At 69.3% G+C, this 19,449-nt stretch carries 19 protein-coding genes; 8 read left to right on the plus strand and 11 right to left on the minus strand.

Annotated features, from left to right (window positions below):
* The first annotated feature begins 92 nt into the window (after positions 1 to 92).
* Complete coding sequence (locus tag DWV11_RS13885) at positions 93 to 398, plus strand: hypothetical protein (protein ID WP_115789506.1); 306 nt, start codon at positions 93 to 95, stop codon at positions 396 to 398.
* 15 nt (positions 399 to 413) lie between these two features.
* Complete coding sequence (locus DWV11_RS13890; protein WP_115789507.1) at positions 414 to 1,526, plus strand: alanine racemase; 1,113 nt, start codon at positions 414 to 416, stop codon at positions 1,524 to 1,526.
* A 79-nt stretch (positions 1,527 to 1,605) separates the two neighbouring features.
* Here DWV11_RS13890 and DWV11_RS13895 read toward each other — a convergent pair whose 3' ends face one another.
* Positions 1,606 to 2,262, minus strand: a complete 657-nt coding sequence (locus DWV11_RS13895) for a DedA family protein (protein WP_115789508.1) — start codon at positions 2,260 to 2,262, stop codon at positions 1,606 to 1,608.
* 50 nt (positions 2,263 to 2,312) lie between these two features.
* Here DWV11_RS13895 and DWV11_RS13900 point away from each other — a divergent pair, with 50 nt between their 5' ends.
* Positions 2,313 to 2,837: an O-acetyl-ADP-ribose deacetylase gene (locus tag DWV11_RS13900; RefSeq protein ID WP_115789509.1), complete on the plus strand. Its 525-nt coding sequence runs from the start codon at positions 2,313 to 2,315 to the stop codon at positions 2,835 to 2,837.
* 116 nt (positions 2,838 to 2,953) lie between these two features.
* Entirely contained in the window at positions 2,954 to 3,445 is a 492-nt protein-coding gene (locus DWV11_RS13905; protein WP_342767748.1) for a class I SAM-dependent methyltransferase, read from the plus strand.
* A 6-nt stretch (positions 3,446 to 3,451) separates the two neighbouring features.
* Here the strand turns inward: DWV11_RS13905 and DWV11_RS13910 are convergent, their stop codons facing one another.
* Together DWV11_RS13910 and DWV11_RS13915 are read right to left on the minus strand one after the other, a co-directional pair.
* Complete coding sequence (locus DWV11_RS13910) at positions 3,452 to 4,123, minus strand: hypothetical protein (RefSeq protein WP_115789511.1); 672 nt, start codon at positions 4,121 to 4,123, stop codon at positions 3,452 to 3,454.
* Between the two features lie 106 nt (positions 4,124 to 4,229).
* Positions 4,230 to 5,159: an RluA family pseudouridine synthase gene (locus tag DWV11_RS13915; protein ID WP_115789512.1), complete on the minus strand. Its 930-nt coding sequence runs from the start codon at positions 5,157 to 5,159 to the stop codon at positions 4,230 to 4,232.
* 75 nt (positions 5,160 to 5,234) lie between these two features.
* Here DWV11_RS13915 and DWV11_RS13920 point away from each other — a divergent pair, with 75 nt between their 5' ends.
* The 3 genes from DWV11_RS13920 (at position 5,235) to DWV11_RS13930 (ending at position 7,116) form a co-directional block, all read left to right on the plus strand.
* Positions 5,235 to 5,669, plus strand: coding sequence for a VOC family protein (locus DWV11_RS13920; protein WP_115789513.1), 435 nt, complete (start codon positions 5,235 to 5,237; stop codon positions 5,667 to 5,669).
* A gap of 114 nt (positions 5,670 to 5,783) precedes the next feature.
* Complete coding sequence (locus DWV11_RS13925; protein ID WP_115789514.1) at positions 5,784 to 6,431, plus strand: ArsR/SmtB family transcription factor; 648 nt, start codon at positions 5,784 to 5,786, stop codon at positions 6,429 to 6,431.
* Entirely contained in the window at positions 6,424 to 7,116 is a 693-nt protein-coding gene (locus DWV11_RS13930) for an SRPBCC family protein (RefSeq protein WP_115789515.1), read from the plus strand. Before DWV11_RS13925 ends, DWV11_RS13930 begins: the two co-directional genes overlap by 8 nt.
* Positions 7,117 to 7,194: 78 nt before the next feature.
* Here DWV11_RS13930 and yczR read toward each other — a convergent pair whose 3' ends face one another.
* Positions 7,195 to 8,712: a MocR-like transcription factor YczR gene (yczR, locus tag DWV11_RS13935; RefSeq protein ID WP_115789516.1), complete on the minus strand. Its 1,518-nt coding sequence runs from the start codon at positions 8,710 to 8,712 to the stop codon at positions 7,195 to 7,197.
* Between the two features lie 60 nt (positions 8,713 to 8,772).
* On the opposite strand from yczR, the gene yczE reads away from it, so the two are divergent.
* A complete protein-coding gene (yczE, locus tag DWV11_RS13940; protein WP_115789517.1) occupies positions 8,773 to 9,459 on the plus strand; it encodes a membrane protein YczE in 687 nt (228 codons plus the stop codon).
* Positions 9,460 to 9,467: 8 nt separating this feature from the next.
* On the opposite strand, the gene DWV11_RS13945 is transcribed toward yczE, so the two are convergent.
* The 7 genes from DWV11_RS13945 to DWV11_RS13975 form a co-directional block, all read right to left on the minus strand.
* Complete coding sequence (locus DWV11_RS13945; protein ID WP_115789518.1) at positions 9,468 to 10,277, minus strand: Fpg/Nei family DNA glycosylase; 810 nt, start codon at positions 10,275 to 10,277, stop codon at positions 9,468 to 9,470.
* Positions 10,270 to 15,213, minus strand: a complete 4,944-nt coding sequence (locus DWV11_RS13950; RefSeq protein WP_210725754.1) for an ATP-dependent helicase — start codon at positions 15,211 to 15,213, stop codon at positions 10,270 to 10,272. Before DWV11_RS13950 ends, DWV11_RS13945 begins: the two co-directional genes overlap by 8 nt.
* Positions 15,214 to 15,270: 57 nt before the next feature.
* Complete coding sequence (locus tag DWV11_RS13955) at positions 15,271 to 15,900, minus strand: DUF4232 domain-containing protein (protein ID WP_115789520.1); 630 nt, start codon at positions 15,898 to 15,900, stop codon at positions 15,271 to 15,273.
* Between the two features lie 226 nt (positions 15,901 to 16,126).
* Positions 16,127 to 17,275 carry a cation:proton antiporter gene (locus DWV11_RS13960; protein ID WP_115789521.1) on the minus strand — a complete coding sequence of 383 codons (1,149 nt, stop codon included), beginning with the start codon at positions 17,273 to 17,275 and terminating at the stop codon, positions 16,127 to 16,129.
* A 37-nt stretch (positions 17,276 to 17,312) separates the two neighbouring features.
* The gene (locus DWV11_RS13965) at positions 17,313 to 17,726 is read right to left on the minus strand and encodes a hypothetical protein (RefSeq protein ID WP_115789522.1); all 414 of its coding nucleotides are present in this window, start codon (positions 17,724 to 17,726) and stop codon (positions 17,313 to 17,315) included.
* On the minus strand, positions 17,719 to 18,297 hold the full coding sequence (locus DWV11_RS13970; RefSeq protein WP_245953642.1) for an SRPBCC family protein: 579 nt from the start codon (positions 18,295 to 18,297) through the stop codon (positions 17,719 to 17,721). The genes DWV11_RS13965 and DWV11_RS13970 overlap by 8 nt, the downstream gene beginning before the upstream one ends.
* Positions 18,298 to 18,301: 4 nt before the next feature.
* Positions 18,302 to 19,441, minus strand: a complete 1,140-nt coding sequence (locus tag DWV11_RS13975; protein WP_115789523.1) for a sulfite oxidase — start codon at positions 19,439 to 19,441, stop codon at positions 18,302 to 18,304.
* Between the last annotated feature and the right edge of the window lie 8 nt (positions 19,442 to 19,449).

A 19,449-nucleotide genomic window follows, 5' to 3' on the forward strand; every position in this document is an offset into this window, starting at 1 on the left:
GTGCAGGTTGAGGCCCGCGGCCCGTCTCGTGCATCAACCCGGTTTGGGTGCGGCCCGTCTTGGGGTCGCTCGCCTTTCTGTAGGGTTGTTGGGTGCCGTCTTTCCAAGCCAAGTTGAAGATCACCGGGTTGCGGCCCGGAAATGAGCCTGAGTCCGTCATCGCCTCGGCCGTCGAGGCCCTGGAGACGCGGCACCATGTGGAATCGGACCAGCTGGGCATCGTGGGCGGGGTTCCGCAGATCGTGCTGCGCTTCCTCGTGGAGGCGCGCGACTACCAAGGCGAGAACAGCGAAGCCCGCCTCTCGGCTGAGATGATGCGCGACGCCGTCGAACGCGTTGCGCTGACCGGTTCCCTGTCCGTGCTGCGCCGCAGCCGCGGCAAGTGGATGCCCGTCTGAGAAAGAGCGAACGCCATGACTGCCCTTGACCCTGCCCTCGTGCTGGACACCCTGCCGCAGATGCTCCTGGATGTGGGTGCGATCGAGCGCAACATTGCCATCAAGGAGGCGTGGACCCGGGACCACGGCATGGTGCTGGCCCCGCACATCAAGACCACGATGACCGAGGAGATCGTCCGGCGGCAGCTGCCCGGGTGCTGGGGCGTCACCGTGGCCACCACCGCCCAGGCCGCGAAGGCCGTGGAATGGGGTGCCACCCGGATCCTGGTCGCCAACGAGGTGCTGTTCCGCGCGCATCTCGAACAGCTGCGCTCGATGCTCGCCACCTCGGAGCTGGAGATTTACGCGCTGGTGGACTCGGCGGCGGGCGTCGCCGCGGCGGCGGAGGTCTTCGAGGGGGCCGACCGCCCACTCCGGGTGCTGATCGACGTCGGGATTTCCGGCGGCCGCACCGGCATTCGCGCGCCGGGGGAGGCCGGGCCGTTGGCGGCGCTGGTTGTGGCGGCCGAGGGGCTGCTGCTGGCCGGCGTCAGCGCCTATGAGGGCGTGGCCCCGAACGTGCGCACGGAGGAGAACCTGGCCGCTGTCGACTCCCACTGCCGCCTGGCCCGCGACATCTTCGAGTCCCTTGAGTATGACGTGGCGGAACCGGTGTTTACCGTGGGCGGGTCCGCGTTCCAGGATCGCGCCGCGATGTTCCTGCCGGCCGGCGCCGTGAACGTGCTGCGTTCGGGCTGCTATGTGGTGCACGACCACGGCACCTATGCCGGCGTCTCCCCGGTGCCCGGCCTCGAAGCCGCCGCGGTGGTCCGTGCCCTGGTGGTGTCCGCGCCCGAGCCGGGCCGCGTGATCCTGAATGCCGGCAAGCGCGAACTCGCGTACGACGCCGGGCTGCCGGTGATCGTCGGACATTACCGGGGCGCTGAGGTGCTTTCCGGCGGGTCGGCTTCGGCCGCTACGCTCACCAAGCTGTTCGACCACCACGCGATCGTGGACGGCGCCGTGGGCTTCGAGGTCGGTGACACCGTGGACCTCGGCATCTCGCACCCGTGCTCGGTGTTCGACCGCTGGCGCGAGGTCATCGCGGTGGGGGCGGACGGCGTCGAGGTCTGGGAGCCGGCTTTCTAGAGCCTGCGGCAAAATACCCGACGAACCGTGGGTTACCGGACGAAATTTGAGCCTGTTTTCTTCATTTCAGCGGGCGGTTTCACGAGGTCTCCGGTTCTGGACCGTCCTGCCTGGGTTCCTGGAGCATGTCCAGCGGCTCGTCCACGGGGGAGCGGTTGCCGCGCTTGCGGGTGACGATTACGCCGACCACGACGCCGATCAGCAGGCCCACGCCGACCCCGATCAGCGAACTCGCCCAGAACGGCAGCTTCGTGGTGGAACCGGCGAAGTAGCCAAGGCCCGTCTGCCAGGCGGCCCAGAGCATGCCGCCCAGCGCGGCGCAAAGGCTGAACCCGCGGGCGGAGACGTCGGCAATCCCGGCGGCGGCCGACGTCGCGAGCCGTCCTCCCGGGATGAAGCGGGCGCCGATGATCGCCCCGTAGGTGGAAGAACGGCCGGCCTTGGCGATCGCTTCGTGGATACCGCGGTGTACCCGGCGGCCCCACTTCCAGCGGTCCAGCACGTGGCTGAGGCGGCGCTTGAACAGCTGGAACACCATGATGTCGCCCAGCCAGGACGCCGCCGCAGCCAACAGTGCGACCAGCCAGGGGTTCACGGTGCCTTCGGCGGCCAGCGCTCCGCCGGTGATGACGGCCATTTCCGACGGCACGGGCGGGAAGACGGCGTCGCCAAGGACCATCGGGATGATCCAGAGGTAGATCGCCCCTCCCCAGCCCTCCGCCGTGCTCAAGTCCATGCGCACAAATTACCGCACTCCAAGGGCGCCGGCAGTGGAAGACTGGGCATATGCGGATCGAACTGGTTCAAGGGGACATCACCACGCGTGCCGTTGACGCGATCGTCAACGCGGCCAACTCCTCCCTGCTCGGCGGCGGGGGAGTGGACGGCGCCATCCACCGGGCCGCCGGCCCCGAGCTGATGGCAGCCTGCAGGGAACTGCGGCGCACGGAACTGCCGGGCGGGCTGCCGGTAGGTGCCGCCGTCGCGACCCCCGGCTTCCGGCTCCCCGCCCGCTGGGTCATCCACACCGTGGGCCCGAACCGGCATGCCGGGCAGACCGACCCTGCGCTGCTGGCGTCGTGCTTCCGGGAAAGCCTGAAGCTTGCCGGGTCCCTTGGCGCGGGGTCTGTGGCGTTCCCCGCGGTGAGCGCCGGCATCTACGGCTGGGACGCGGACGAGGTTGCCGAAACAGCGTTCGACGCCGTCAGCGGCTTTGCTGCCTCCCAGCCGGAAAGCGGCATTGAGCTGGTGGAATTCGTGCTGTTCAGCCAGGAAATGGTGGCGGTTTTCCGGGAAGCGCGTGAAGGGTGATCGAGGCGGACGCGGGGGTGCGGAGCGCCTACACGGCGCGGGCGGATGAGTACACCGGACTCTTCGGGTCGATCGAGGCAGCGCATCCGGAGGACAGACACCTCGTCGCAGAATGGGTGCGCACGTTGACGGGGCCGGTTCTTGATGCAGGTTGCGGTCCGGGGCAGTGGACGGGCTTCATGGCGGACAACGGGGCCGACGTTGCGGGGATTGACCTCGTGCCTGACTTCATCGCGCACGCCCGCATCCGGTTTCCCTCGGTGCCGTTCAATGTCGGATCGCTGCGCAGCCTCGGGGTTCCGCAGGGCCATTTGGCCGGTGTGCTCGCCTGGTATTCCCTGATCCACCTCGCTCCGGAGAACGTGGCACCGGTGCTGCGGGAGTTTGCCCGTGCCATCGCTCCCGGGGGCGGGCTGCTCCTTGGCTTCTTCGAATCAGGGGAGTTGCGGCGCTTCCCCCACGCGGTGACGGATGCATACTCCTGGCCCGTGGATAGATTCTCAGGGCTCCTTGAAACGGCCGGGTTCTCCATTGTCGAAACGCATACGAGGTCCGATGCCGGGCACCGGCCGCACGCGGCAATCATCGCCCGGCTGACTTCGGAGTAGCGTGCTTCACCCCGCCTGCGGTGCCGCGTGTCCTGCCGCCGTCGCATGCGCGTGGCTGAGGGCGCGGCCCGCACGGAAGTACCAGTAGGGCCACAGCACCCAGCCGACGGCACCGAGCGCCGCGCCAATCCCGGTGACGGTCCAGCGGAGCGCGTCCGGGCCGGGCAACGCGTAGCCCAGGCCCGCGATGGGCAGGCCGATCAACAGTGCCGCGCCAATGAACCTGCCGAGCCGGGCAAGGTCCCGCGGAAAGTCGTCCTGCTTCAGGAGTTTCCGGTGGGCCAGGAAGAACCATGCCGCTTGGATCGTCATGGCGGTGACCGATGCAATGGTGGACGGGACGAACTCCAGCACCCGGAAGACCAACAGGAAGGAACTGGCCGAACCAGCCACGCTCGCGCCCACCACCACCCACTTCAGACTCTCGTTGGCCGTGCTGCCCGGCAGCCGCCGGTGGACCTGCAAGATGACCGGGATGACAAGGAGGTTGAAGACGCCGCCGATTGCATCGTTCGTAGTTCCGAAAATGTACGGCCCGCCTCTGGGCACTTCGAACGCGTACATGGCCGCCAGTGTGGCCACCCCGGCCACGCCCGCGGCAGATGCGGTGTAGGCGAACGCGGATGCGGTCCGGTCGCCCGGAAGTTCAGGGAGCCGGGTGCTGCTGTGGTGCTTCACGGATCCTCCTGGAAGCCAATGCGGCGCTGGCCGCAAAGCGAAGAGTTGACCCAGCAGTCCCATGGTATTCCTGCCGCTCAGCCAGGGGCAGGGGGCGGGGCAGGGGCTACCGCGCCTCGCTCAACTCCAGCTCGCTGCGGTACTCCACCGGCTGCTTGCTGATCGGATCCACGAAACGGATCCCGCGGGCCAGGAGCTGCAGCGGCTTCGCGTAGTTGTCGGGCGCCTTATCCAGCAGCTCCGGGTAGAAGGCATCGTTGACGATCCCCAGTCCCAGCGACGCCATGTGCACGCGTAACTGGTGGGTCTTGCCGGTGTGCGGCTCCAAACGGTACAGGGCGCGGCGTCCGTGCGCTCCGGCGTCGAACGTCCTCAGCTGCTCGATGCGCGTCTCGGTGTTCGGTTCACCCTCGACCACCTCGGCAAGCAGGTAGTCGCGCGACTTCACCATCCGGTTGCGTACCAGCGCGGGGAAGTCGACGGCGGGATGGCCCTGTGCAGGCTCAGCGGCGGAGACGCACTCGTATTCTTTCTGCACCTGGCGCTTCTCGAACAGCACCTGGTACTTGCCGCGGGTTTCCGGGTTGGTGGAGAGCAGCAGCACTCCGGCGGTCATGCGGTCCAGACGGTGCATGGGGATGAGGTCCGGCAGGCCGAGCTGGTTCCGCAGCCGCACCAGCGCGGTTTCCTGGATGTAGGTGCCGCCCGGGGTGGTGGGCAGGAAGTGTGGCTTGTCCACCACCAGCAGGTGCTCGTCCTGGTGCAGGATGTTGATCTCCACCGGCAGCCGGGTCTCCTGCGGAAGCGTGCGGTAGTACCAAATGAAGGTGTGGTGGTCCAGGGGAGTGTGCCGGCTGAGCGGTACGCCGCCCTCGCCCACGATCTCACCGGCGTCGAAGCGGTCCTCGATGCCCTGCGGATCGATGTGGCCCCAGCGGTGCATCATGTAATCCATTGCGGTGTCCCACGGCCCCTCGTCCGGGAGGCGCAAGCGGGTGGCGTTCACGCCGTCGCGCACGGGAAGGGGGGATTGCATCACCGGACAATTCTACGTTGGCCGTTGCGGGAGCCGTGCTGCATCCCGCGGACTGCCCGGGCGTAGTCTGGCCGCATGACTGATTTCCGAATGGATCACGTGGGTGCCACCGTGCAGGATCTCGGCAAGGCCCTGGACTTCTTCCGGGCCCTGGGCTTCGAAGTGGAGGGGCGGTCGGAGGTCGGCGGGCCCTGGGCGGACCGGGTCAACGGCCTCGACGGGACCCGCGTCGACATGGCGATGGTGAGTTCGCCGGGCGGCGGCGGCACAAAGCTGGAGCTCACACGGTTCATCTCGCCGGAGCCCGTGGGGGAGAAGGACCGGCCGGTGAATTCCTTCGGCTTCACCCACGTCTGCTACCAGGTGCAGGACGTCGACGCCGTTGTCGCCCGGGCGCGCGACGCCGGCTACGGACTGGTCCGGGAGCTCGTGAACTATGAGGACGTCTACCGGCTGGCGTACATCCGTGGGCCGGAGGGCTTGATCGTCGAGGTGGCGCAGGCGCTCTGACCGGGTGGGGCCGTTTGGTCCCTTACATGCGCCCACCTCTACTCCGGAGCCCACCCAGCGCCGACGGAAAAAAAGTTCTTGACAAAAAAAGTTGTCGGCAGGCATGATGGACGCATGTTGGACATCGAAGTGATCGAGGACCCTGCCGCCGCGGAAGCGTCGCTGGATCCGATTCGCACCCGCATCCTCCAGGAGCTGGCCGAGCCGGCCTCGGCCACGCAGCTCGCCGCCAAGGTGGGCCTGCCCAGGCAGAAGGTCAACTACCACCTCAAGGCGCTCGAAGGCCACGGGTTGGTGGAACTTGTGGAGGAGCGGAAGAAGGGCAACGTCACCGAACGCATCCTGCGGGCGACGGCGGCCTCCTACCTGATCTCGCCGGTCGCCCTGGCCTCGGTGGCGCCGGATCCCCGGCGCTTCGCCGACCGCTTCTCCGCGTTCTGGCTCCTGGCGCTGGCCGGCCGCACCGTCCAGGAGATGGGCAAGCTCATCGCCGGCGCCGCAGCGGCGAAGAAGAAGCTTGCGAGCTTCGCTATCGACGGCGAAATCACCTTCCACACGGCCGCGGATCGCGCGGCTTTTGCCGAGGAGCTCGGCGTCGCGGTCACCCGGCTCGTGGACAAATACCACGACGACGGCACAGGTAACCCAAGCGGCACGGCAGCCGGCGGGCGCAAGCACCGGCTCGTCGTCGTACTCCATCCCGCACTCAAGGCACCCAAAGAAAGCACAGAACTCAAGGAAAAGGACCAAAGCAATGACTGACAAGCGCGAATTCGAAATCGTCTTCGACGGCGAAATCCCCGGCACTCCTGAGCGGGTCTGGGAAGCCGTCACGAACGGCACGGCGGCCTGGATGTTCCCCACGGACGGGTGGCCCTCGGTCAACACTGTGGAGGAATACCCGAACCACCTCGTCAACCGCATGGACGGACCCGATGGCTGGTTCAACCAGCTCGAGCACGTCATCGAACCGCTCGACGGCGGCCGCGCGAAGCTCCACTACGTGCACAGCGGCATCTTCCAGGACAACTGGGACGAGCAGTACGACGGCGCCAGCAAGCACACCGCCTTCTACCTGCACACCCTGGGCCAGTACCTGCAGCACTTCGACGGCAAACCCGTGGTCTTCACGGACATCCAGGCTCCGGCGGCGTCGCAGACCCCGGACGGCTTTGTCCGGCTCAAGAAGGCCCTCGGCGTCGACGGCGTGGCGCAGGGTTCGCCGGTCGCGGTGGAGGTTGACGGCGTCGGGCGGCTGAGCGGGGAGCTCGACTTCTCCAACGAGCACTTCCTGGGCCTGCGCACCGGCGACGCCCTGTACCGCTTCTTCGGCCGCAACTCCTTCGGCGCCACCGTGGGCATGACCGTGCACGACTTCAGCGGCAGCGGCGATTCCGAAGCCACCGCCAAGGCCTGGGGCGCGTTCCTGGCGAAGGTGTACGCCTAGAAAACAAGAATGCGGGGTCCGCTCCACGTCCTTTCGAAGAGCCAAGGGACATAGAGCGGGCCTCACAACGCGCGGACCTTAGGCGATCGCCGCGGCCTGCGGTTCCTTCAGGGTCCGGCGCAGCTGGGGCGCGGCGTCCAAACGGTCCTGCGCGGCGCGCAGGGCGAGGACCGCCGTCGTTAGCTGCTCGGGCGGGAGGGTGAATGGCACCCGCAGGAAATGTTCGAAGGAACCGCCGACGCCGAAACGCGGCCCAGCGGCCAGCCGCAGCCCGAACTCGGGAGCCAGGACCGCCAGCGCCGTGCTCGACGCGGCCGGCAGCCTGCACCAGACGGTCAGGCCGCCACGCGGGCGTTCGAAGCTCCATTCCGGAAGGTGTTCGCCCAGCAGGCGAAGCAGGGTTTCGCGGTTGCCCCGCAGGGCCTCGAGCCGCTCGCCGAGCGGTTCGGCGAAGTCGCGCACCAGCCGGGCGGCGGCGAGTTGCTCCACGACGGGACCGCCGAGGTCCATGGTGGTCCGGGCCGCCACGAAACGTGCCAAGAGCCCTTCCTCCGCGCGGATCCACCCCGTCCGCAGCCCTGCCCAATGCGATTTGCTGAGCGAGCCGATGGAGACCACCGCGGGACTGAAGGCGGCGAGCGGGGTGGTGCGGACGCCGTCGAGGTCCAGGGCGCGCAGGGTCTCGTCCACCACCAGGACCGTACCCGTCCCGGCCGCCTCCCGGACCAGGCGGCGGCGCTGCAGGTCCGACATCACGCGCCCGGTGGGGTTGTGGAAGTCGGGCAGGAGGTAGGCCATGGCGGGGCGCTGCTGCCGCATGGCGGTGACCATGGCGTCGATGTCCCAGCCCGCCCCGCCGCTTCCCGGGGTGCCGTTTCCCGGGGTGCCGTTTCCCGGGATGCCGGGAACAGCAGCGGGCAGCGGCACCGGAACCGTCCGCGATCCCGAGGCCCGGATCGCGTCCAGGGCGTTCGGGTACGTCGGGTGGTCCACCAGGACCTTCTGCTGCCGGCCGGCGAGCGTGCGCAGGATGATGTTCAGCGCGTGCTGCGCGCCGGAAGTCACCAGGATCTGGGATGCCGACGTCGGGACGCCCGTCTGCGTGTAATGCGCGGCGATCGCTTCGCGCAGCACCGGGATGCCGAGGGGGTCGTAACCGAAGCCCGGCAGAAGCGCCGGCAATTCAGTCAGGGCGTCCGCGAAGGCCCGGTGCACCATCTCGCCGGTGGCCGGCAGCGATGCGTAGGCAAGGTCAAGGACGCCGTCCGGAGCGACGAGGCCCGGAGCGTGGACCGGGGTCACGCGGTGCGGGAGCCGGGTGCGCGCCCGGCTTCCCTGGCCGCTGCTCAGGAAGCCCTGCTCGCGCAACCCTGCGTAGGCGGCGGTGACGGTGGTGCGGCTGACGCCGAGCGTTTCGGCGAGGGCGCGCTCGCTGGGCAGTGCTACATCCAGGGCGATCCGGCCGTCCAGTACCAGCAGGCGCACGACGTCGGCCAGCTCGCGGTAGGCCGCCGAGCCGCCGGTGTTCCAAGCGCCAAGGAGGCGGGCCAGCGCTGCGGGGCTCAGGGAGCCTGAGGGGTTCGTTGGGGAAGGCACCAGACCAGTATTTCAAACTGGCTATGGAAAGCAATGCCAGTTTTCTTGAATCATGGAGCCATGATGACCCGCAGAATCACCCAGCTCCTGATCGGCCTCGCGATGTACGGAATCTCCCTGGCCATGTTCATCAGGGCAAGCCTCGGCCTGGATCCTTGGGACGTGTTCCACCAGGGGCTCGCCGGGAAGCTTGGCTGGAGCATCGGCACCGTGGTGGTGGTGGTCAGCTTCCTCGTGCTGCTGCTGTGGATCCCGCTGCGGCAGATGCCCGGCTTCGGCACCCTCGCCAACGCCGTGCTTGTGGGTATCTTCGCCGACCTGGGCCTGGCGCTGCTCCCGGCTTTCTCGCACCTGGGCGGTCAGATCGCCATGCTCGCCGGGGCGGTGCTGCTCAATGCCATCGCCTCTGCCTGCTACATCGGGGCACGGCTCGGCCCCGGCGCCCGTGACGGCCTCATGACCGGCCTGGCGCGCCGCACTGGCTGGTCCGTGCGCCTGTCCCGCACCCTGATCGAAGTGGTGGTGCTGGGATCCGGCTGGCTGCTGGGCGGCTCGGTGGGCGTGGGCACCGTGGTCTACGCCCTGGCGATCGGGCCACTGGTCCAGCTGCTGCTTCCGCTGTTCGCGGTTCCGGAGAAGGGCGTTCCGGAGGTGCGCGTGCCGGAGAACAGCGGGGCGGAGAACAGCGCGACGGAAGAGTCCGTGACGGAAAAGTCTGTGCCGCAAGCCCAGGTAGCTGGCAGTTAATGTCGTTCTCAGGGCACCGGCTGGCAGTTCGGACAGAAGTAGATGGTCCGTTCTTCCAAGCCGGGTGATTTCCCGAGGGTTCCGCGCCGGATGGGCGTGCGGCAGCGCAGGCACGGCTGGTGTTCGCGCCCGTACACCCAGTAGCCCGGGCGGAGGGCCCGCGGACCCAGCGTGGAGCGGGGCCCGGCCCCGAGGTTGGCCTCCAGGAGCCGTTTGGCGTCGGCCAGGATCGCGGCCGGGTCGGGTACCGAAGCCACGGGAAGGGCCGGATGCACCCGCGAGAGGAAGCACGACTCGCAGCGGTAGATGTTCCCGATCCCTGCCACATTGGACTGGTCCAGCAGGGCCAGCCCGATGGGCGTCTCCGGTGACGCCACCAGCCGCCGCAGCGCCTCGTCCGCGTCCCAACCGGGACCCAGCAGGTCCGGACCCAGATGCCCCAGGACCCGGTCTTCTTCCCCGGTCGGGATGACTTCCAGGATGCCCAGAGAGAAGCCGACGACGTCGGCCGAGGCCGTGCGCAGCACGCATCTGGCGGTGTGGCCGGGTTTCCGCCACCGGCCTCCCGGGGCATAGACCTGCCAGCTGCCCTCCATCTTCAGGTGCGAATGGATGGTCAGGGTGCGCCCGGAGCCGGCGGACTCCCGAACCCGCATCAGCAGGTGCTTGCCCCGTGGCACCACCTCCTCCACCGTCCAGCCCGACAAGTCCAGGGTGGCAAAGCGCGGCACCCTGAAATCCGAGGACACCAGGACTTTCCCGGCCAGGGCCTGGTGCAGCTCCTTGGCTGCGCGCCAGACCGAATCTCCCTCAGGCACGGATCCTCAGGCCCTTCGGAGTGGAGTAGGCTCCGGCCGCGGCAAGGGCCTCGGCGATCGGCGTGCCCAGCAGGTCCTGGCCATTGGCCTTTTCCATGAAGAGCCTGTCCACGGCTCCGCGGCGCACCACGTCCACCAGCGCGGCAGCGGCAGCGGCCAGCAAGCCGTCGTCCTGGCTGAAAGTGAGCAGGGTCTTGCCGCCGCGCTCCACGTACAGGGCCAGGGCGCCGTCGACCATCACCACCAGCGCGCCCGCCTTCCGGCCTGGACGGTGCCCGGACGCGGCATCGGCGGACAGAGCGGGCCAGGGCAGCGCTGCGCCGTAGGGGTTGGCGGGGTCGGTGGCGGCGAGGGCCAAAGCGGAAGGTTCCGTTTTCTCCGCGCGGGCGTCCTCGGCGAAGGAACGCAGCCGGTCCACAGTGGCGGGAACAGCGAACTGTGCGGCCCCGAGGTGTTCAATGAAATACCCGCGGCGGCAGCGGCCCGCTTCCTCCAACCGGGCCAGCACTTTGTACATCAGCCCGAAGCCGCCCAGGATGTTCTCGGCGATCACCGAGCCGCGGGTGACCACGCCGTAGCGGTCCAGCAGGAGCTCAGCGGTGCCGCGGGCGTGCAGGGTGGGGTCGAGCTCCGGCACGGGGAGGGCGGACCAGCGACCAACCGCCATGGGCGGCGTCGCCGCGCCGCCGCCGGAAAGGGACCCGTAGCGGCCACCGGTCAGACCCGGCGAACCGAAGCCCCCGCCCGTGCCGATCCCGCCCGTACCGATCCCGTGCGCGCGGCCGATCCGGCCCAGCCGCAGCGAACGGGCCCGCGGCGGCCGGGCAATCTGCCGGTGGGCTGTCTTGCCGCCGGCAATCAGCGCCCGCACCGGTGCGAAAGTGTCGCCGGTGACCCGCCCGGCCCACACGAGATCCCAGAGCGCGGCCACCACGGCGTCGTCGCTGAGAACGGCGTCCATGCCGCCCGCGACGTCAGTGAGCTGGCGGAAGAAGTAGGCCCCGCCGCCGTCGCGCAGGTGCCCGAGCAGGCGAAGCTGCGCGTCTGCCGGCTCAAACCCGGGGTCCGGGTTCAGGGTCAGCTCGGCGGAGTCTGCCACGTGCAGGCTGACCCAGCCGTCATTGCCCGGCAGCGAACCGGCCCCGGCCCAGAGCAGTTCGCCGGCGGCCATGAGCTCGTCCAGCATGGCCGGTTGATAGTCGGCCACCCGGCTTGCCAGCACCAGCGGTTCCCACGCCGACGCCGGAACCGGCACCCCGGAAAGCTGGTCCACCGCAGTCATGATGCCGTCCAGGCCGCGCAACGCCGAGCCGGCGCGGGACCTTCCGGGCTGGCGGACGTTCTGCCAGTCGGGCAGGAACCGCCCGTAGGCGGCGGCCTCGACGGGTTCGACCTCGGCCCGCAGGGCCGCCAGCGAACGGCGCCGGAGCTTGCGCAGCACGTCGGCATCGCACCATTCGCTGGCCGGAGGCGGGAGCACTGATTCGGCGTTTTCCGGCGCCGCATTGCCGCCCGCAGTTTCTTCGGCGACCGGGTGCGGCCGGAACTCGCCTTCCACCACGCGGCCGTCGGCGGCGAGCCGCTTCAGGGCGGTGCGCACGACGGCGGCCCCGAGCCCCAGGCGGGCGGCGGCCTCTTCCGCGGTGAACGGGCCGTGGGTCCTGGCGTAGCGGGACACGAGGTCGCCCAGGGGATCGGCCACGGGCTCGATGAAAGCCAGCGGGACGCCCATGGGAAGGGGGACCCCGACGGCGTCGCGGAGCCTGGCCGCGTCCTCGATGGCCGCAAACCGTTCCACCCCGCCCAGCGTCACGGTGAGGGCACGGTTGGCTTTGCGGAGCGCTGCGAGGTGTCCGGCCGCCTCGGTGGTGGTGCCATCCTCGAGGCGTGCGGCCACTTCATCCGCATCCAAGGGCCCGAGCAGTCGCAGCAGGTCGGCGACCCCTTCGAGGCCCCGGACCCGGCGGTCCGGAACAAGCCGCTGCAGCTCCAGCTCCGTGCTTTCGATGACCTTGGCGTCGAGCAGTTCGCGCAGCTCCACCCGGCCCAGGAGTTCGTTCAGCAGGGCTGAGTCGAGGGCGAGGGCCGCAGCGCGCCGTTCGGCCAGGGGGGAATCGCCCTCGTAGAGGTATTGGGCCACGTAGCCGAAGAGCAGCGATTTCGCGAAGGGGGAGGGCTGCTGAGTGGTGGTCTGCACGAGGCGCAGTTCCCGGCGTTCGATGGCGCCCGCAATGTCTTTCAACGCCGGGAGATCGTAGACGTCCTGCAGGCACTCCCGCACGGTTTCAAGCACCACGGGGAACTGCGGGTACTTCTTCGCCACGTCCAGCAGCTGGGCGGACCGTTGGCGTTGCTGCCAGAGCGGCTGCCGCTTGGCCGGGTTCTGGCGGGGGAGCAGCAGGGCCCGGGCGGCGCACTCGCGGAAACGCGAGGCGAACAGGGCGCTGCCGCCTACCTCCGCCGTCACGATCTGCTCGAGTTCGTCCGGCTCGAAGAGGAACAGTTCCGCGCCGGGCGGCTCGTCCTCCATCATGGGGACCCGCAGCACGATGCCGTCGTCGGCGGCCATGGCGGAACCGTCCAGTCCGTAGCGCTGCTGCAGGCGCTGCCCGACGGCGAGGGCCCAGGGCGCGTGGACGGGCATGCCGAAGGGGCTGTGGAGGACAACCCGCCAATCGCCCAGTTCGTCGTGGAAGCGTTCGACGACGAGCGTACGGTCGTTCGGGACCACCTCCGTGGCCTGCTGCTGCTCCCGCAGGTACTGGAGCAGGTTGCCGGCGGCGAAGTCGTCCAGGCCGCTGGCCTTGCAGCGTTCCAGCGCCGGCGCGGGATCGGAGGCGGACAGTTCGCGGACGAAGGCGCCGAGCGCCCGGCCGAGGTCCACGGGCCGGCCCAGGGAATCGCCTTTCCAGAACGGCAGCTTCCCGGGCTGCCCGAAAGCGGGGGAGACCAGGACGCGGTCGTGCGTGATGTCCTCGATCTTCCAGCTGGTGGCGCCGAGGGCGAAGATGTCCCCCACCCGGGATTCGTAGACCATTTCCTCGTCGAGCTCGCCTACGCGGCGCCCGCCCTTGGGAGCCCGCGACGGCGTTCCCGCCTCCTGCCCGGAGGCTGTCCCGGAGCCGGAGCCTTCGTTTTCCGTGCCGATGATGTACACGCCGAAGAGCCCGCGGTCCGGGATGGTGCCGCCGGAGGTCACGGCGAGGCGCTGGGCGCCGGGCCGGCCTTCGATAGTGCCGGCGTTGCGGTCCCAGATGATGCGCGGGCGCAGTTCGGCGAATTCATCGGACGGGTACCGGCCCGAAAGCAGGTCCAGGGTGGCTTCGAAGGCCGAACGCGGCAGGGTGGCGAACGGCGCCGAACGCCGCACCGTGGCAAACCAGTCCTCGACGTCGATGCTCCCCAGCGCCGCCGCGGCGACGGTCTGCTGGGCCAGGATGTCCAAGGGGTTCGCGGGGATGTGCAGCCGTTCGATCTTGCCGCTGAGCATGCGTTCCACCGTGACGGTGGTATGGACGAGGTCGGCCCGGTGCTTGGGGAAGAGGACGCCCTCGGAGATTTCGCCCACCTGGTGCCCGGCACGCCCGACGCGCTGGAGCCCGCTGGCCACCGACGGCGGCGATTCCACCTGGATCACGAGGTCCACGGCGCCCATGTCGATGCCAAGCTCCAGCGACGAGGTGGCCACGACGCAGCGCAGCCGGCCGGACTTCAGATCGTCTTCGATCATGGCCCGCTGGTCCTTGGATACGGAGCCGTGGTGCGCCCGGGCCAGCACGGGATCGGCCCCCTTGGTGCTGCCGGCCTGGGCCATCATGTGCGCGGGCGTGGCGGTGGACGTGCCGGGAAGCGATGGCGCCCCTTGCGGCTCCCCGAAGTCCTGGGCGGAACCGGCCGCGGCATCGGAAAACACGTCCACGGGCGTGAGTTGGCGTTCGGCGTGGATTTCGTTCAGCCGGGCCGTGAGGCGTTCGGCCAGGCGCCGGGAGTTGGCAAAGACGATGGTGGACTGCCGGGAGAGGACCAGGTCAACGATCTTCTCCTCCACATGCGGCCAGATGGATGCTTGCGGCTGCAGCCCGGACGCCGGACCCGAGTCGAAGGCCCCGGCCGCGCCCGCGAGGTCCGACATGTCCTCCACAGGGACGGTGACGGCGAGTTTCCAGTTCTTGGTGAACGCCGGGGCCACGATTTCCACCGGCGCCGAGGATGACAGGAACTGGGCCACGAGTTCCCGCGGCTCCACGGTGGCGGACAGCCCGATCCGCTGGGCCGGCTTCGGAAGCAAGGCGTCGAGGCGCTCCAAGGACACGGCAAGGTGGGCACCGCGCTTGGTGCCGGCCACGGCGTGGACTTCGTCCACGATCACGGTATCCACGTCCATGAGCGTTTCCCGGGCACGGGAGGTGAGCATCAGGAAGAGGGATTCGGGAGTGGTGATGAGGATGTCCGGCGGGTGGCTGAGCAGCGCGCGGCGCTCCGCCGTCGTCGTATCCCCGGAACGGACGCCGACACTCACGATCGGTGCCGGCAGCCCTAACCGCTTGGCCGTCTGGGTGATGCCGATCAGGGGCGAGCGGAGGTTGCGTTCGACGTCCACGCCCAAGGCCTTGAGCGGGGAAATGTACAGGACGCGGGTGCCGCGCTTGGCCGCCTTCGCATCCCGGACCGGGTTGCCTGCCGGCGGCGCCTCCAGCGGTTGGGCGACGCGGGGAGCCAGCAGCTTGTCCAGTGCCCATAGGAATGCGGCGAGCGTCTTGCCCGAGCCGGTGGGCGCAACCACCAAGGCATGGGCACCGGAGGAAATGGCCCGCCATGCGCCGTCCTGAGCGGGGGTGGGGGAGGCGAAGGCGCCCAGGAACCACTCCCGGGTGGCGCGGCTGAACGACTCCATCACTGCGCTGGGCTTAGTCCCGCCAGGCGGCTCCTCCTGCATTCCTCCATCATGCCGCACGGCACTGACAGTAAGGACCCGGGCAGGATGAGGCGGCGGTCAGCTCGCCTGGAATGCCTCGATGGTCAGCAGCTTGATGCTGGTGTTGCTGCAGGCTTCACGCTTCTGGGCGAGGAACACGGAGCCGGTGTCCTCCGGCGGGTAGATCCGGAATCCCGTGGCCGCAGCTTTCGTGCAGTCCGGGTAGAGTCCGGCCTGGGTGTAACGGAGCACGGCGGTGCCCGAGTCGCCCGGCTTGAGGAGAAGCTCCACGGGGGCCTTGGAGGTATCGCGGTCGGCGGGCGCTCCGATCGGGCCGCCGGTGGGTGCGTTCACGAGGGAGACGCCGGGATAGCCCTTGAGGATGCACGGGGTGGTGCCGGAGTTGGTGAGGATGAGCTTCTGGTAGACGCTGCCCGCTGCGCCGCCGCCCGTGGAGTCGACGCTCGGGGTGAGCGAGGGGGACTTGCACAGGCCCGGTCCGGCGGACGGCGTTCCCGAGGCGCTGCCGGTGGCGCTGGCCGGTCCGGACGCGCTGCTGCTGTCCGAGGGGCCCTGCGAGGCACTCGGAGTAGTGGCTGACGAGGAGGCCGAGCTCGGGTTCTGGCCTTGCCCGCAACCCGCCACCAGCAGGAGCGAGGCTGCCGCGGTCGTGAACAGGAAGGCCTTCTTGGCGCGCGCAGTAGTCATGCGCCCAGCCTTGCGGCGGCGATTGCCTGAGTCAACCACGCCACGGCGGCGGGCACGGAAATGGCGCCCGGATCGTGATGTTCCGGGCGCCATCCTTTTAACCGTGACCGAAATGGCCCCTCTATTGCCTTTTCAGCCGCAAGCCAGTCCCCAGTTTTTCGGTTTTGGGAGGCGAAAGACGGGCTACTTCAGTCAGGCAGACTTCTTGCCGAAGGTGCCCCGGCCCCTAGCCGGCCACCTTCTCCGGCCGGGCGAAGGTGCGCGCCGCCCGCGATCCCGCCACGGCGCTCGCCACAATGCTGATGAGGGCACCGAGGATCAACGCCGCGGCTTCCCCCGGTTCCAGCAGGTGCAGCTGGGTGCCGATCGTCGCCGCGGCAACGGGCACGCCGAGCTGCGAGGCCGCCAGGACCGCGAGCGGCAGGGGCTGGCCGAGCAGGCGCAGGCTGCCGTGGACCAGCAGGGTCCCGAAGCCCAGGCAGAGCCCCAGCAGGATCATCCGCGGGCTGCCCGCGACGGTGTGCAGGTCCAGGGAAGCGCCGAGCCAGACGAAGAACACCGGGCCCAGGAAACCGTCGCTGACGGCGAAGAGTTGGTGGGCCAGGCGTCGCGGTTCGCCCACGGCCGCCACCACAAGGCCGAAGGAGAACCCGGCCAGCATGATGGACACACGCCCGGCCACCGCCAGCCCGGACAACGCGAACAGCAACGCCAGCTGGATCCGCAACTCCAAAGCGAACTTCCGGTCCTCGGACACATCGTGCAGCCGTCCCCGCGTGCCGCTGCGTTCCAGCCAGCGCAGTATGAAGAACAGCACCACCGAAGATCCGGCGACGACGGCGGCCCCGGCGGCGGCGCGTCCGGCGTTCGGCGGGTCGACGGCCAGGGGGAGCGCGACGATGCAGGCGATGTCCGCGATCGCCACCTGCGCCGTCGTCGTCAGGACCTTCGGCCCGGCCAGCTGCAGCGAATCGACGATCGGCAGCACCAGGGCCGCGGAGGAGGAGGCCAGCAGCACGACGTACAGCGGCGCGTGTCCGGTGCCGAAGGCGAAGGCAATGCCGATCCCGACGGCGGCCGCGAGCCCGGCCGCGATCAGTGCCCGCAGGGCTCCGGCGCCGAGCGCTGGCCGGATGGCCTTATCCCGGACCGGCACGTGCGTACCGGCGACGAACATGATGAGGGCGAAACCGACATCGGCCACGAAGGTGAAGGTGGGATCCGAGGAGTCCACCAGGGCCAGTCCGGTCCGGCCGATGGCGATGCCCGCCAGCAGTTGCCCCAGGACCACCGGGAGGTGCCATGTCCGAGGCAGGGCCAGCAGGGGCCCGAGGAGGGCGACGGCGGCTATCAGCGACAGCTGAAAGAACGACACAGATTCCTCCTTCCGCGCGTCCGGCGTCGGCGGCAGTTTACCGCGGAGCGTCGGCCAGCTTGAGGGGGATGTCCGTGTTTTCGTCCGTGTAGTAGCTGGCGCAGACGCGGTGGTAGCCGTCGGCGATCAGGGCCGGGATGCCCCGGGCGAGGTCGCCCCGGACCATCAGGATGGGCGAGAGCTTCTTGCCGTCCCGGATTTTCCGCAGGTCCGAGGCCACATGCGCGTTGTCCTCGGGCAGCAGCGCCAGCCGTGCGGCCCGGAGGATGTCCTTGGCCTTGCGGTGCTTGATGGGAGCGGACCTGAGCGCCGCCACCACGGAGGCCACCACGTCGTCCGATTCCAGCAGGGACAGGTAGTCGCCGGCGGCGGGGTAGTCCTGTGCCTCGGGCTCGGGCAGCCAGTGGACCTGTTCCTTCTTGCTGTCGGGTTCCTTCCTGCCTTCAGGCATGCGTGGTGCTCCTTGGCCAGCGGTACCGCCCCGCGAAGGTGGGCTGGGGCGGGGGCGGGACCGTGGCCTTGTTCCCCGGCCGGCGGCGCCTCAGTTCCAGGGCCAGGCTTTCCTGCCCTCGCGCCATGGCCCAGCGGTGGTTCGCCGCGAACGCCGGTTTGAAGATGAAGCCCAAACGCCGGATCAGGGGCTTCGAGGCGGTCACCCGCCAGTCGTAGCTGATGACGGTTTCGGGTCCGTCGGCCTCGAAGGTCCACCGGCCTGTGCCGTTCAGGTCGCCGGTGGCGGTAAGGGCAAAGCCGTGTTCGGTGATGGGTTCGGTGACGGTGAGTTTCCAGCGCAGGGTGTAGGGCAGCCAGCCCTTGGTGTGCAGCATGAAACTCTTGTCCGTGCCGTCCGGATTGCCGGGGTCCAAGGGTGTCACGCGGAGGTACACCGAAGGCCACCACAGGGCCAGGGTTCCGGCGTCGCCCAGGACGTCCATCACTTCCCTGGGTGTCCCGGCAACGCGCCACACGGTCAGGAATTCGTAGTCGCTGCTGCTTTTGGAGCCACCCTTGGCCGCTTTCACGCAGCTACTCCCGGACCGTCACCGTGAGGTGCTGGGCGGCGTTGTTGGCCATGCCCTGGTAGTTCCAGCCGGGCTGCTCCGCCTGCGTCAGGCCGGAGCTGTCACTCGCGCGGCAGGCCAGGTCATGGGTTCCGGGGGACGCGATCCAGGTGAAGCTCCAGCCGCGCCAGGCGTGCGGCCCGATGGCCGGCTCCAGTTCGGCCTCGGCCCAGACGCCGTCCACGCAGACCTCCACGCGGTCCACGCTTCCGTGCCCGGACCATGCCCTGCCGCTGAGGTGCACCGGCCCGGCGTCGACGAAGCGCTCCCTGGTGAAGAAATCCGGAATTCCCGGCGGGACCATCAACGCCCGGGGCATGATCCGCTGCACCGGTGCTCCCTGTTCCTCCGCGGACTGCGTGAAGCGGTAGGCGACGGCTTGCTGGTAGCCCTCGAAGGCGTGGTCGATCGCCTCGATCGAGCTCAGCCACTTGACGCTGGTCATGCCATACCAGCCGGGCACCAGGAGCCGGAGCGGGTAGCCGTGCTGGGGCGGCAGGGGCTGGCCATTGACCTCGTAGGCGAGCAGCACGTCGCCGGACATCGCGTCGGAGACGCTGAGGCTGCGGGCGTACTGGTGCTCGATTCCGCCTTGGATCCCGCGGTCCGCCCCCGTGAAGACGAGTTCGACGGCGTCAGCCGGGATCCCGGCGTCGTGCAGTAACGGGGCCAGCGGCGTCCCGGTCCATTCCGCCGTGCCGAAGCCGCCGCGGTCCCAGGGTTGGCTGACCGGGCGCGGCTCCATCAGCGAGCGGCCATTGCCGGCGCACTCCATGGTCACCGGAACGGTGCGCCGCTCGCGGTGCTTGAGCTCGGTGAGCGTGTACTCGCGCGGATGGTCCACCAGTCCGCCGATGCGCAGGCGCCAGGCGGTGGGGTCGATCCGGGGGATGTCGAAATGGATCAGCAGGTAATGCATGCCGATCGGGGTGATGGGCCACTGGAGCATTTCCAGGGGCTGCGCATGGTTGCGGGAGGCGAGGTGGAGCTCTTCGCGGGTGAGGGGGCCGTCCGTGGGCGCACCCGGTGCGGGAGGGGCAGCTGCTGGCCGGGCAGGCAAGGTTTCGGCGGTGTCCGCCGACGGGGGCCGGGACTCGACGCTCATGCACCTAA

Origin of the sequence: Arthrobacter silvisoli, from assembly GCF_003369445.1 — a bacterium.
Lineage (GTDB): Bacteria > Actinomycetota > Actinomycetes > Actinomycetales > Micrococcaceae > Arthrobacter > Arthrobacter silvisoli.